Here is an 11,849-nt window from a genome sequence, read left to right on the forward strand (position 1 = left end):
CGGGGAGAGTACGGGGGCTAAGCCTCCGTATCGTGTTCTTCTAGGCCGTCGAGTAATGCCAGGTGGACGATGTCCTGCACATCCGGATTAGTCGGTAATTCCTCATGCTTACATTTGGATACGCCGAGATCCTGTAAGAAGTAATTCGTGATGATGGCCTCGCCTGTATCGTTCGAATGGCCGTCTTCGAGGTGAAAATCTTCATGGTCGCTGGGGACCGTGGGCTGGCGGTCACCCAGGAAAGCATTTTCGTGGGGTACGACGGTCGCGTCGTTCCGCGTGGCGTAGCAGGTGTATCGAATGTAATTGCGGGTCTCAGGGGACGCAGCAAGCGTTTCCATCAATGGCGAACCAATGACCTGTTGCATACCCGCTGCGCCGAAAATCCGCCGAATAGTGGCGGCTGCCACGCGCTGGCTCATGTCGGTTGTGAACATATTGCCGAGCATGCCCATGAGTGTGGTGCCCTGGTGTGGGGCGCCGAGAGTGATGAGGTGGTGGACATAGTCCTCACCACCGAGCTCATTGATCCAATAGCGTGCCAGCAATCCGCCTTGGGAATGCCCCACAATGTCCACAGCCTCCGCCCCCGTGGCGGCCAAAACCTGTTCAATATAGGCGCCAATGTCCTGGGCGGAAGTGGGAATGTCCTGGGTGCCATGCACACCGTAGTCCGGACTGAACACCACGAAGTCGTCCTCACGTAGGCGCAGAACCAGGTTCTGCCAGACATTTTTCGAACTGATGGTTCCGTGGATAAGGATCACAGGATAAGGGCGATCAATGGTGGGGCGTGCTTGCCAAAGGTCGTCGGCATAGCCGGGGGAGACCTGGCGGGCGCCAAGCGGCGGATCGGGGATGGCGCCGCGTAGCTGCGGTAGTTGAGGGCGGCTCATCCGTCCGGGAATATCCCAGAGGAAGCGGCCGGTACTGGAGATACCGCTGGCCATCCCGCTACCGAGACGGCTCAACCAGCTGCGATTGTCCGGCCCCTCACCAATGACATCACCGGCGTTGACAGGATCGTAGTCGTCGTCACCGTCACCGTTGTTGTAACCGTCGTAACTGTCGAAACTGCCGGGGCTGGCGGCGGAACCACCATCCGCAGTTTCTTTCATTTCGGCTTCCACGGCTGCGCCCGCTGGGGGATCGACCTCGGCTAATTCCTCAAGGTCGAGTTCCGGGTCAACTTCCGAGCTAAATTCCGGGCCAACCTCCGGGGTCGCGATGTCGTGAGCATCGTCGGCTTTGCTGTCGTTTTCCACTGGTTATCCACCGCGATAAATCGTCGAGGGTGCTGGGGCGTGTAGCTGATGTATAGCTAGAGCTGGATTGGGTCTAAGCGGAAGGAACCTTCGCCTCGTCTACTCCCTGGGCAAGCAGCCCCTTGCGGATCTTGTCGGCGGACTCATCCATCTTTTCCGGATCAGTCTCATCCATCCGCATCACATTTTGCAGGCTATAGCCGGACATGTCAGAGGCCGGGAAAATGTGGATATGGGCATGTGGCACCTCGAAACCGGCAATGAGGTAGCCGGCCCGCGGGGCGTCAAAACCATCCACCACGGCCTTGCCCACCAGCTGGGCAACTTCGTTACAGTGCGCCCAGGTAGCCGCGTCCAAATCGGTCCATCGGTCGACCTCCTTAACCGGTACGACCAGCGTGTGGCCATAGGCCGCGGGCTCGATGGTCAAAAACGCTGCTGCTGTTTCGTCGCGGTAAACGATGCGACCGGGGATCTCACCGTTCAGGATTTTCGTGAATACCGTAGCCATGCTGCCGATGTTAGCGCGTTAAACCTTTCTGGTGGTGGGGGTCAGCTTCGCTAGACTGGGAACCATGCGCATTCTTGTAATCGGCAGCGGTGCCCGCGAGCACGCGCTGGCTTATTCCCTGTCCCAGGATCCATCCGTCGAGCAGGTACACGTGAGCCCGGGTAACGCCGGCATGACAGCAGTAGCCACTGTGCATGCAGAGGGTGATCCGGTAGAGCTGGCTCGGGAGATCGAGGCAGACCTTGTGGTGATCGGCCCTGAGATTCCCCTAGTAGCCGGTGTAGCCGATGAGCTACGCGCCGCGGGATTCGCAGCGTTCGGCCCGTCGGCTGCTGCGGCAAAGATCGAGGGCTCGAAGGCCTTCGCGAAAGACATCATGGCCAAGGCGCAGGTCCGTACGGCTGAGGCCGTCGCCGTCCCCGTCGGGTCTAGCGATTCTTTTATTGACGCCACCCTCGACAAATTCGGCCCCACTTATGTCGTCAAGGACGATGGACTGGCTGGCGGTAAGGGCGTCGTAGTCACGGGCGACCGGGCGGAGGCCTTGGAACACATCCAGGCCGTACATGCTGGTGGCAACCCCGTGCTGTTGGAAAGCTTCTTGGACGGCCCCGAGGTTTCCTTGTTCTGCCTCGTCGATGGCGAGACAGTTGTTCCGTTGCTGCCAGCCCAGGACCACAAACGCGTCGGAGACAACGACGAAGGGCCGAATACCGGCGGCATGGGCGCATACACCCCGCTGCCATGGCTGCCCGAGGACGGCGTGCAACGCATTGTGACGGAGGTAGTCGAACCCGTTGCTAAACAATTGGTTGCTGAGGGCGTGCCCTTCAACGGCCTGCTGTACGCAGGTCTGGCCTGGGGTAGTGAAGGACCCGCTGTGGTGGAATTCAACTGCCGCTTTGGCGACCCGGAGACCCAGGCGGTGCTGCGCCTGTTGAAGACCCCGCTGGGCGAGGTGCTGAACGCAGTGGCTACGGGCACCTTGGATCAACTGCCACCGTTGGAGTGGGAGGAAGGCTACGCCCTGACCGTGGTACTGGCCGCAGAGAACTATCCGGCCAGCCCCGTCACAGGCCAGCCGATCACTGGTGCAGAGCCAGGCAGCGAATCCCACGGAGTATTGGCTGCAGGTGTAGCGGAAAAAGACGGTCAGTTGGTCAGTGCAGGCGGCCGCGTGCTGAACGTCATCGCTACCGGCGCCACGCTCGCAGAAGCGCGTGAGTACGCATATGACACGCTTAAGAGGATCCAATTGGAAGGCTCGCACTACCGCACGGATATCGCCCTTCCGGCAGTTGAGGGGCGCATTTCCGTCTAAGCACGGGTGATTTTCGTACGTTTTTCACTGCGGCAGAAGTGTGAGAGAAAACTCTCGTGTAAAGATTCCGTTAGGGTTTCGCACTTAACGCAATAGGTTTAAAGTAGCGACTTGTGATTACACACCCTGGCGATAATCGTCGGCGAGGTTTTAGCCCCGCACAGCTGGTCTCGGTCAGCTTCCTTCTATTGATCTTTGCCGGCACCCTGCTGCTTCTTCTGCCCATCGCACGCAGCGGACCGGAAAGCCCGGAATTCACCACCGCTCTATTTACCGCAACGTCAGCCACGTGCCTTACGGGGCTCACGGTTGTGGATACCGCCACCTACTGGTCCCATTTCGGACAAGTGGTAATCATGTCGCTGATTCAGGTGGGTGGCCTCGGCATCATGACACTGGCCACAGTAGTGAGTTATGTGCTCGCTGGACGGATGGGCGTCAAAGGGCGGCTACGCGCTGCGGCGGAACAACGCGGAAGGGATCTTGGCGAAATTCGCACCGTCATCCTCGGCACCGTCGGCTTCTCCCTGGCAATTGAGCTGATCATCGCAATCATCCTCACCTTCCGTTTCGCCACTCAGTACGGCTATGACTTTCTGCCTGCAGTGTGGGAGGGCGTTTTCCATGCGATCTCCGCGTTCAACAACGCTGGCTTCGGTCTGCGATCCAATAACCTCGTGCCCTATGTCAATGACGCGGGCATTATTCTGCCCATTGCTGCAGGCATTATCATCGGTGGCTTGGGCTTCCCGGTGCTCCTAGAAATCAGGGCACGTTGGCGCTCAAAGGTGAAGCGCCCACGCTCTCTGACCTTGATCTTTACCCTGATTGGCACGGCTATCCTGCTGGTAATTGGAACAGTTGGATTTGCAGTGATGGAGTGGACGAATAGCCTCCGCGAGCTGTCACCCTGGTCGGCTGTGCAGGCAGCGTTTTTCCACTCCGTGTCTTCCCGCACTGCCGGTTTCAACTCGGTCGATCTTTCGAGCTTGCGTCCTTCCTCGTTGATGCTGACCGATTTCCTCATGTTCATCGGCGGTGGTTCCGGCGGTACCGCAGGTGGCGTGAAGGTGACGACCGCCGCGGTGCTGGTTGCAGTGCTAATCGCGGAGGTGCGCGGCGACGAACAGTTGCTGGTAGCCGGCAGACGTATTCCAGGACGCATTGTCCGCCAAGCCATGGCTGTGTTCATGATGGCCTTCCTGATCGTCGCGGGATCCATCATGGGGCTGCAATTGCTGCTGCCGCAATACCACTCGCACCAAATCACCTTTGAAGTCATTTCGGCGTTCGCTACCGTGGGGCTGACTACCGGAATTACCCCCGACCTGCCCGATTTCGCCCGCATATGGCTCGTCGTTCTGATGTACGTTGGCCGTATCGGACCCATCACTGTGGTCGCGGCGCTGGCTGCTCGTACTAATCAACGCCTCTATTCCTTCCCAGTAGAAAGGCCGTTCATTGGCTAAGTTCCTTTCCCGCCCAAGTAATCCTCCAGTTATCATCATCGGCCTCGGTCGTTTTGGTATGGCTTTAGGGGAAGAGCTAGTCCAATCTGGTGTGGAAGTCCTGGGGATCGACGTTGACGAAGCGGTCGTGGCGAAAGCTGCTCCGCTGCTGACTCACGCTGTGATCGCAGAAACAACTGACCAGGACGCGCTGCGACAGCTCGGTGTGCAAGACGCAGAACGAGTTGTGATCGGTATCGGCTCGGAGATGGGGGCGTCACTACTTACAGCATCAGCCGTGATGGATCTGGGCGTACCGAACGTCTGGGCTAAGGCCGACAATCAGGCGCACGCAAAGATCCTGACACAGATCGGTGTGCACCACGTCGTGCGCCCGGAGCGGGACACCGGACGGCGCGTGGCTCACCTCATTGCAGGGCATATCCAGGAATACATCGAATTCGACAGTGACTTCGCCATGGCGAAGCTCGCGCCACCGTTGTGTATGCACGGGCGCAAGATCGAGGAAACCCCAGAGGGAATTGCGATCGTCGCAGTACGTTGCGCAGACGAAAACTTTTCCACCCCGCCGGCAGGCTATGTGATCCGCTCTGGCGATATTTTGATCGCCGCGGGGCGGGTAAAGGATTTGGACAAGTTCGCGGATAGTTAGCCTGCGGAGCCGAGGCAGGGCCGGGCGGGGCCGGGGCGGGCGCGGATTCCGAAAATTATGCAGTGCGCATAAACTCGGGGGCGTGCCTGCTAAGAAAAAGATTTCCAACGTCCTTGCCAATCGCTACGCCTCTCCGGAGATGACCGCCATCTGGTCGCCAGAGGACAAGATCATCATGGAGCGTAAGCTCTGGATCTCAGTCATGAAGGCCCAAGCATCCCTCGGAGTGGATGTTCCAGCCGAAGCTATCGCGGCCTACGAAAAGGTGATCGACCAGGTCAACCTGGATTCCATCGCCGATCGTGAGAAGGTTACCCGCCACGATGTGAAGGCGCGTATTGAAGAGTTCAATGCGCTGGCCGGCCAGGAGCACATTCACAAGGGCATGACCTCCCGCGACCTGACGGAGAACGTGGAGCAGCTACAGATCTTTAGCTCCCTACAGCTCGCCCGCGACAAGGCTGTTGCCGTGCTGGCGCGCATTGGCCGACGGGCAGCCGAGAACCAGTCTCTGGTGATGGCAGGCCGTTCTCACAACGTTGCCGCCCAGGCAACTACCTTGGGCAAGCGCTTTGCTTCCGCCGCGGATGAGCTACTGGTGGGGCTGGAGCGCATCGAGGATCTGCTGGACCGCTACCCGCTGCGTGGCATCAAGGGCCCAATGGGTACCAGCCAGGACATGCTGGATCTGGTCGGCGGGGACGAATCCAAGTTGGCGGCGCTGGAGAGCACCATCGCCGAAAACCTGGGCTTCTCTCGGGTCTTTGACTCCGTCGGACAGGTTTATCCACGCAGCCTGGATATGGACGCGCTAAGCGCCCTGGTGCAGGTTGGCGCCGCGCTGTCCTCCCTGTCAATGACGATCCGCCTTATGGCGGGGAACGAGACCGTCACGGAAGGCTTCAAGGAAGGCCAGGTTGGCTCTTCCGCGATGCCGCACAAGATGAACGCCCGCTCCTGCGAGCGCGTAGGCGGAATGCAGATTCTGCTGCGCGGCTACCTGACCATGGCAGCGGATCTGGCCGGTGCACAGTGGAATGAAGGCGACGTGTTCTGCTCTGTGGTTCGCCGTGTTGCTCTTCCCGACGCCTTCTTCACCTTCGACGGCATGTGTGAGACCTTCCTGACCGTCCTGGACGAGTTCGGGGTTTTCCCGGCGATGATCGACCGCGAACTGGAGCGCTACTTGCCGTTCCTGGCTACTACACGCATCCTGATGGCCGCGGTGCGCGCCGGAGTAGGCCGCGAGACGGCCCACGAGCTAATTAAGGAGCACGCCGTGGCTGTAGCGCTGAATATGCGCGAAAACGGTGGTGACCAAGACCTGGTGCAGCGTCTTGCCAGCGACGACCGCTTCCCACTGGATGAGCCGCAGCTTGAGGACGCGTTGGCTGACCGCCACGCCTTCATCGGCGCGGCAGAGTCGCAGGTTTCCCGAGTCTTGGCACGCATTGGGGATGTCACTGGGCGCCACCCGGAGGCTGCGGCATATGCGCCGGGGGAGATTCTCTAGCGAATCCTAAGCATTCACTAGCAGCGGAAACGCTGATCGCCCGCAAGGTTCTGGGCATAAATAGTCAAAAGCCTAGTACAGGGCTACACTGTCTACTCATGCGTCCAGAACTGTGCGAGTACGAGCATCATTCCGCAGGTAAAGTGCGAGAGATCTACGAGGTCGATGAGGATAACCTGTTGATGGTTGTCAGCGACCGGATCAGTGCTTATGACTACGTCCTTGAAACGGAAATCCCCGACAAGGGACGAGTGCTCACTGCCGTGAGCGCCTTCTTCTTCGATGAGCTCGATTTCCCCAACCACCTGGCCGGTGCTTTGGATGACGAGCGGATCCCCGAGTACGTTCTTGGCCGGGCCATGCTGTGTAAGAAGCTGGATATGATCCCCTTCGAGTGCGTGGCGCGTGGCTACCTGACTGGTTCCGGCCTGAAGGAATATCAGGAAACCGGCAGTGTGTGTGGTGTGGAACTACCCGAGGGGTTGGTTGAGGCATCGCGCCTGCCGGAGCCGATCTTTACCCCGGCGACGAAAGCAGAGCTGGGCGAGCATGACGAGAACGTGAGCTTCGACGTCGTTGTTGAGGAGTTGGGCGAGGAGCGCGCCAACGAACTGCGCGACGCCACGCTGGCCATCTACAAGAAGGCCGCAGCTATCGCCGAGGAGCACGGCCTGATCCTGGCGGACACCAAGTTCGAGTTCGGCCTGGATGCCGACGGCACACTTGTGTTGGCCGACGAGGTTCTCACCCCGGATTCCTCCCGCTACTGGCCCGCCGAAGGCTACGAAGAGGGCAAGGTACAGCCCAGCTTCGACAAGCAGTACGTGCGCAATTGGCTGACCGGTCCGAAGTCGGGCTGGGATAAGTCGGAGGGCACACCCCCGCCGCCGCTGCCGGGTTCTGTTGTGGAGGCGACCCGTTCCCGCTACATCGAGGCCTACGAGAAGCTTTCGGGCAAGCGCTTCTCCGACTGGATCGGCCAGTGCGTCTAAAGGTCTTCTAGCGGGCTCAAAAGGGGCTTAAAGCCCTGACTACTTAGTCTGAGTAGCATGGCGCGTATGCCTATTAACGACGCGCCTCAAACAAACAGCAACTCAATTACCGCCCCGCCAACTGCAAAGAAGGTGCCACACAACCGCACCTTCCATGGCCGCGAGTTCGTGGATAACTACGAATGGCTGCGCGAGAAAGACAACCCCGAGGTGCGCCAGCACTTGGAGGCGGAAAACGCCTGGACCGTCCAGCAGACAGCCCACCTCAAGCCCCTACAGGAGCGACTCTTCGATGAGGTTAAGGCTCGCGTGCAGGAGACGGACATGTCCTTGCCAGTGCGTTCCGAGGGCTGGTGGTACTTCTCCCGCACCGAAGAAGGCAAGAGCTATGGCACCATGTGCCGGGTTCCCATCGCGGACAAGGACGACTGGACCCCACCGACCATCGAACCCGGCACTCCCGCGCCAGGCGAGGAAACCTTCCTGGACTGCAATGCTCTAGCCGAGGGCAAGGAGTTCTTCAGCCTGGGCGCAGCTAGCGTCACCAAAGACGGCACGCGCCTGGCTTACTCGGTAGACGAGACTGGTTCCGAACGCTTTACCCTGCGCATCCGCGACCTCACGACGGGGGAGGACCTAGAAGACGAGATCGAGGACGTCTTCTACGGTGCCACCTGGGTCGGTAGGGATACCGTGTACTACCAGCGTGTCGATGAAGCGTGGCGACCACACGAGATCTGGCGCCATACAGTCGGTGAGGGCGTCGATAAAGACGAGCTGGTGTACCGCGAAGACGACGAACGATTTTGGACCGGCGTGGCAACCACGCGCTCTGAGCGTTACCTGCTGGTCCATACGGGGTCGAAGGTGACCAGTGACGTGTGGTACCTCGATCTGGAAGATCCGAATGCCGAGCTGACCTGCATTATCCCGCGCGAGTCTGATGTGGAGTACGCGGTGGACCATGCAATCGTGGGTGGTCAGGATCTGTGGCTGGTGCTGCACAACAAGACAGGTGCGAACAGTGAACTCGGGTACCACCCAACTGGCCAGATCGCCTCTTGGAACGACGTGCAAGCGCTAGTGCCGCACCGTGAGGATGCGCGACTGGAGGGCGTAGATGTCTTCAGCGACCACATCGTCCTCGAAGCTCGGGAAAATGCGCTGGAGACCAGCTACATCATGAAGCTTGGTGACGCCGACACCTCGACCGGCGAGTCTTCCACCCCGGCCTTCGGCGAGTTCGAACGGATCGAATTCCCCGGGGAACTCTGTGGGGTCGGCACTGTCGGCAATAGCGAATGGGACAGTCCGGTTTTGCGTGTCGCCTACACTGCCTTCACCACGCCACCCCGGGTCTACGACATTGACTTGGCAACGGGCGAGAGGATCCTGCGCAAGGAGCAGCAGGTGCTGGCCGATCCCGATGGCCGGGAGTTCGACCCCACGCAGTACACCTCCCAGCGGCTGTGGGCGACCGCCGAAGACGGTGCGCGCATTCCCGTCTCCCTGATTCACCGCACGGACGTGGATGTGAACCAGCCGAACCCGGTGCTGCTGTACGGTTACGGCTCCTACGAAAACTGCATTGACCCTGGGTTCTCTCTGTTCCGTCTGTCCATGCTGGACCGTGGCGTGGTATACGCCATTGCGCACGTCCGTGGCGGCGGCGAAATGGGGCGTTTGTGGTACGACCACGGCAAGGGGCTGGAAAAGCGAAACACGTTTACGGACTTTGTGGCCGTCGCAGACCACTTGCTACGCGAGGGAATGACCACCCGTGAGCAGATGGTGGCCGAGGGCGGCTCCGCCGGCGGCATGCTAATGGGTGCAGTGGCGAACATGGCGGGGGATCGCTTTGCGGGCATTGAGGCTGTTGTTCCCTTCGTGGATCCGTTGACGAGCATGCTCATGCCAGAACTGCCGCTGACCGTGACGGAATGGGATGAATGGGGGGACCCGTTCCACGACCCGGAAGTCTATGACTACATGGCCGGCTACGCGCCCTACGAAAATGTTTCCGCCGATCTGACCTACCCACCGATTTTGGCTGTGACCAGCCTCAATGACACCCGTGTGTTGTACGTGGAGCCAGCGAAATGGGTCGCCAAGTTGCGTGAAGTGGGAGCCGACAGGTCGGGTGACGGTGACGATAATCCCCGGGATCGGGTGCTACTGCACATCGACATGGAAGCGGGCCATGGTGGCGTTTCCGGCCGCTATGCCAAGTGGCGCCAAGCGGCCTTCGAGACCGCCTGGGAGCTGGACAAAATGGGAGCCACCGAGCTGCTCGGCTAGCTTTCAACAACTCGACAACCAAATGTAGGGTTGGCGTTACCTGCCGTTCATTTGGGTGGGGAAATCTATGCAGCTATGAACCCCGTACAGTCCAACCTCAGCACCCAGCGCGCCCCTCGTGTGCTGCTGACGATCACGGGATTGCGCCGGGCCACTGTCACCGCGGCCGAGCGGATGCGAGATGCCGCCCGCGCTCTGGAAATCCATGCGGGACTTGTGCTTACGGTGCAGGGGCCGGATTGGAGGCTAAAGGACGACCGGGCGACGTTGGAATTGATTCACGATTCCGCTGCCCGTGGGCACGAATTGCTGCTCGGCGGTTTAGGGCCGCTCGGTGGGACAAGCGATAAGGGGGAGTTCCACCGGCTCGGCCAGCACGAGGCGACCCTGCGGCTCTCCGCAGCTACCCGCCAGCTGGACGCGCTCGGGCTAGCCCCGAAGGTGTTTGCGCCGACCCGTTGGCTGGCGTCGGAGGACGCACTGCAGGCCGCCGCTAAGGTCGGGTTCGACGTGGCGGCGGATGCGTACACCATCCGGGATCTTTCCCATGACGATCGTTACCCGGTGCGCGTACTCGCGTTTGGCGACGGGTTCGGATCGGTGAAGTGGTGGCGTCGAAACGTCCTTAACAGCGTGCGCCGCGGTGTGGCACGAGGGCGGGATATCCGCCTTTCCATCAGCGCAGCGAAAGCCGACAAAGACGACGTAGCGGGCGATATGCTGCGCATTCTCGAGCTGCTGCGGGAAAGCGGCTACCAGTCGGCGAACTACCGCGATTACGCAGATCGCCAGCAGGCATCTGTGGCTTAAAAGCTGTCGCGCGGCAGTGTTACGATGGGGCGGTAACCTACCGGGAAAATACCGCAAAGCTGGGAGAATGTAGAAGCCATGGCTCGTGTTGTCGTCAACGTTATGCCCAAGAAGGAAATCCTCGATCCGCAAGGGCAGGCCGTTGTCCGCGCCCTCGGACGTATCGGCATCAGCGGAGTAGCTGATGTACGTCAGGGAAAGCGTTTTGAGCTGGAGGTCGACGAGGGAGTGTCCCGTGAAGATCTGGAAAAGATCGCCTCCGACCTGCTGGCAAACACCGTGATTGAGGACTACGACGTTGTCGTCGAAGGCGCAGATGCGGAGGCCAAGTAAATTGACCAGCCGCATTGGAGTAATCACCTTCCCCGGCACTCTCGACGATGTCGATGCCGTGCGCGCAGTGCGCCTGGCAGGAGCAGAACCGGTGGAGCTGTGGCACGCGGACGAGGATCTGAAGAATGTTGACGCTGTGGTTGTCCCCGGCGGATTCTCCTACGGTGACTACCTGCGCGCCGGTGCCATTGCCTCTATCGCCCCGGCAATGAAGTCCGTCGTGGCTGCCGCCGAACATGGCACCCCGGTTCTGGGGATCTGCAATGGCTTCCAGATCTTGCAGGAGGCCGGCTTACTGCCAGGTGCTTTGACCCGCAACGAAGGGCTGCACTTTGTGTGCCGCGATGTGTACCTAGACGTGGAAAACACTTCCACTGCCTGGACCAACCAGTTCGCCGAGGGAACCAAGATTCTGGTGCCTTCCAAGCACGGCGAGGGACGTTTCCAGGCCAGCGACGAGACGCTGGAGCGCCTGGAAGGCGAAGGCCGCGTGGTGTTCCGCTATGTCGAGAACCACAATGGATCCCGCAATTCGATCGCGGGTGTGTGCAGTGAAAATGGCCGTGTAGTTGGCCTGATGCCGCACCCGGAGCACGCCGTTGAAACGCTGACGGGTCCCTCCCTGGACGGCCTGGGGCTGTTCAAGTCGGTTCTGTCCACGCTCGTTTCCTAAATTTCTTGATAC

11 protein-coding genes are annotated in these 11,849 nt (G+C 60.1%); 9 read left to right on the forward strand and 2 right to left on the reverse strand.

Annotated elements, in window-relative coordinates:
• Nucleotides 1-17: 17 nt before the first annotated feature.
• Together ACUY2T_RS01265 and ACUY2T_RS01270 are read right to left on the reverse strand one after the other, a co-directional pair.
• Nucleotides 18-1,265: an esterase/lipase family protein gene (locus ACUY2T_RS01265; RefSeq protein ID WP_448307098.1), complete on the reverse strand. Its 1,248-nt coding sequence runs from the start codon at nt 1,263-1,265 to the stop codon at nt 18-20.
• A gap of 73 nt (nt 1,266-1,338) precedes the next feature.
• The gene (locus ACUY2T_RS01270) at nt 1,339-1,776 is read right to left on the reverse strand and encodes an HIT family protein (RefSeq protein ID WP_293791107.1); all 438 of its coding nucleotides are present in this window, start codon (nt 1,774-1,776) and stop codon (nt 1,339-1,341) included.
• A 64-nt stretch (nt 1,777-1,840) separates the two neighbouring features.
• On the opposite strand from ACUY2T_RS01270, the gene purD reads away from it, so the two are divergent.
• From purD to purQ, 9 genes are all read left to right on the forward strand, one after another.
• Nucleotides 1,841-3,097, forward strand: a complete 1,257-nt coding sequence (purD, locus tag ACUY2T_RS01275; RefSeq protein WP_448307101.1) for a phosphoribosylamine--glycine ligase — start codon at nt 1,841-1,843, stop codon at nt 3,095-3,097.
• A 113-nt stretch (nt 3,098-3,210) separates the two neighbouring features.
• Nucleotides 3,211-4,566 (forward strand): TrkH family potassium uptake protein, encoded by a 1,356-nt coding sequence (locus ACUY2T_RS01280; protein ID WP_448307103.1) that lies wholly within the window; start codon nt 3,211-3,213, stop codon nt 4,564-4,566.
• The gene (locus ACUY2T_RS01285) at nt 4,559-5,218 is read left to right on the forward strand and encodes a potassium channel family protein (RefSeq protein ID WP_034973876.1); all 660 of its coding nucleotides are present in this window, start codon (nt 4,559-4,561) and stop codon (nt 5,216-5,218) included. The genes ACUY2T_RS01280 and ACUY2T_RS01285 overlap by 8 nt, the downstream gene beginning before the upstream one ends.
• Before the next feature lie 82 nt (nt 5,219-5,300).
• Entirely contained in the window at nt 5,301-6,731 is a 1,431-nt protein-coding gene (purB, locus tag ACUY2T_RS01290) for an adenylosuccinate lyase (protein WP_034973877.1), read from the forward strand.
• A 98-nt stretch (nt 6,732-6,829) separates the two neighbouring features.
• The gene (locus ACUY2T_RS01295; protein WP_448307106.1) at nt 6,830-7,723 is read left to right on the forward strand and encodes a phosphoribosylaminoimidazolesuccinocarboxamide synthase; all 894 of its coding nucleotides are present in this window, start codon (nt 6,830-6,832) and stop codon (nt 7,721-7,723) included.
• A 57-nt stretch (nt 7,724-7,780) separates the two neighbouring features.
• Entirely contained in the window at nt 7,781-10,021 is a 2,241-nt protein-coding gene (locus ACUY2T_RS01300) for a S9 family peptidase (protein WP_448307108.1), read from the forward strand.
• A gap of 75 nt (nt 10,022-10,096) precedes the next feature.
• On the forward strand, nt 10,097-10,831 hold the full coding sequence (locus tag ACUY2T_RS01305; protein WP_448307110.1) for a DUF2334 domain-containing protein: 735 nt from the start codon (nt 10,097-10,099) through the stop codon (nt 10,829-10,831).
• A gap of 78 nt (nt 10,832-10,909) precedes the next feature.
• Nucleotides 10,910-11,164, forward strand: coding sequence for a phosphoribosylformylglycinamidine synthase subunit PurS (gene purS, locus ACUY2T_RS01310; RefSeq protein WP_293791118.1), 255 nt, complete (start codon nt 10,910-10,912; stop codon nt 11,162-11,164).
• Nucleotide 11,165: 1 nt separating this feature from the next.
• The gene (gene purQ, locus ACUY2T_RS01315) at nt 11,166-11,837 is read left to right on the forward strand and encodes a phosphoribosylformylglycinamidine synthase subunit PurQ (RefSeq protein ID WP_293791119.1); all 672 of its coding nucleotides are present in this window, start codon (nt 11,166-11,168) and stop codon (nt 11,835-11,837) included.
• Nucleotides 11,838-11,849: the final 12 nt, after the last annotated feature.

This window comes from Corynebacterium sp. 22-2729 (genome assembly GCF_053479475.1).

Excerpts from the sequence above, each read along its gene's own strand:
- ACUY2T_RS01270 (WP_293791107.1), bottom strand. The coding sequence starts at position 1,776 with ATGGCTACGGTATTCACGAAAATCCTGAACGGTGAGATCCCCGGTCGC.
- purD (WP_448307101.1), top strand. The coding sequence starts at position 1,841 with ATGCGCATTCTTGTAATCGGCAGCGGTGCCCGCGAGCACGCGCTGGCT.
- ACUY2T_RS01295 (WP_448307106.1), top strand. The coding sequence starts at position 6,830 with ATGCGTCCAGAACTGTGCGAGTACGAGCATCATTCCGCAGGTAAAGTG.
- ACUY2T_RS01300 (WP_448307108.1), top strand. The coding sequence starts at position 7,781 with ATGGCGCGTATGCCTATTAACGACGCGCCTCAAACAAACAGCAACTCA.
- ACUY2T_RS01305 (WP_448307110.1), top strand. The coding sequence starts at position 10,097 with ATGAACCCCGTACAGTCCAACCTCAGCACCCAGCGCGCCCCTCGTGTG.
- purS (WP_293791118.1), top strand. The coding sequence starts at position 10,910 with ATGGCTCGTGTTGTCGTCAACGTTATGCCCAAGAAGGAAATCCTCGAT.